The 1,398-nt window shown below is 55.7% G+C and carries 1 protein-coding gene; it reads left to right on the top strand.

Annotation, left to right across the window (positions count from 1 at the left end; genetic code table 11):
• Positions 1-452: 452 nt before the first annotated feature.
• A complete protein-coding gene (locus tag AC629_RS44505) occupies positions 453-995 on the top strand; it encodes a hypothetical protein (protein ID WP_084810848.1) in 543 nt (180 codons plus the stop codon).
• The last annotated feature ends 403 nt before the right edge of the window (positions 996-1,398 follow it).

The following is a 1,398-nucleotide window of genomic DNA, read 5'->3' as shown; positions in this document are numbered from 1 at the left end:
CGCGCCAAGCAGGCGCTTACGCTCTCTGAACGAGAGGAGATTTCCCGTTCAAACCCCAGCTGAGAAGTTCGCAGAATGTGTTGCGGCGATCAGTTGAACTCGCCGGGCAAAGCAGACATCAGGTAGCGGGCTGGACTAGCTGGCTCGGTCGCGAATGACCCTGGCTGTGTAAAAACGCGAATGATCGAGACACGGCTAGAATTACATTCTTCAGTTCGTCGTCTAGGTTGAAGCCGCGTGCTAGCTTAAGCGTTAGAACCGCCTTGGACGAATAACTTCTTCTATCGCGCTCAAGCGCCTTGGCGTTTTCACACAACCAAGACCCGTGGCGGACATGCCGACATTGGCAACCGTGCGCCGATTTTGCATAGTGCTGTGCCTTGGCTCTCGCTAACATTCAGGCGTGCCGAGGGTGCCTTCAAGGGCCGTTCAAGCTTTCAACGGAGGTGAGTATGAGCAACGCAGCTATTGCAATGGACGGCCGTGCCGCCGTAACGCCAACAGCACTTAGTTGGAAGTTCATCCGTTGGGGTCTGGGGCTATTTATCACGGGATTCCTGACCGGCTTCATCCCCATCGGCCACTACATGGTAGGAGCCATTGCCGGAGACGTGGGTCCAGACTTTCTGAGAAACATCACGCTCTGGTGGGGCTGTCCGGCGGTCTTGGCAGAGTTGACCCTGAAGGCAGGCGGCCTCGGAATGGTTGCCATCGGATTTTGTTATCAGGCAATCCATCGGCAGGGTGGGTCACTCGATATTTCGAGCAACGAGCGGATTGCGCCTTTGCTTTGTGCGTTCGGATTGGTTTGCACGCTCGTATCAGCAGCCGCGGGCTACGTAATCTGCAACTATTTCTGGCCCAACTTTTATTATCATGCCATTCCGACCGGAAAGAATGTGTGGCTTGCGGCGCAAGGGCTCAGCATAGCGGTCTACGTGGTTGGCGTTTGCTATTCCTTCGCTGGCATTCGTAGAGCGTCGGTGCACTTCTGATGACATCCTATTCAGGTGATTTGTCAACCGAGAGCGGTTCACCACTAAGGCGGTCACGGTTTCCATGTTGGTCGTGGCAAGTAGGGGGCTGGTCGGTCATCGGATGGCTGTGTGGGATCGCAACGGGTGCACTGTGGATTTATTCCGGTATGCCTATGATTTGTCATTGAGCGACGGTGTTTCTGCTTCTGGCCCTTCGCGTCATTTCGTTGCCACGCAGTAAGCGGAACGCTTTCGGCGAAGAGCAGACATCGACCGGTAGCCGAAGCCCGCAGTGTCGGTCGAAAATGACCCTGGCTGTTCTCTAATTCCGGGCCTGCGGTCAAGACTCTCCAAACACATCCTTGCCGGGTTCATGGTTCTCTCCGCGGTAGGGGCATGCCCTCCGCATGATGGCGTAGGA

The organism is Bradyrhizobium sp. NAS80.1 (assembly GCF_001908205.1).
Taxonomy (GTDB): domain Bacteria; phylum Pseudomonadota; class Alphaproteobacteria; order Rhizobiales; family Xanthobacteraceae; genus Bradyrhizobium.
This window is presented reverse-complemented; position numbering and strand designations above follow the sequence as displayed.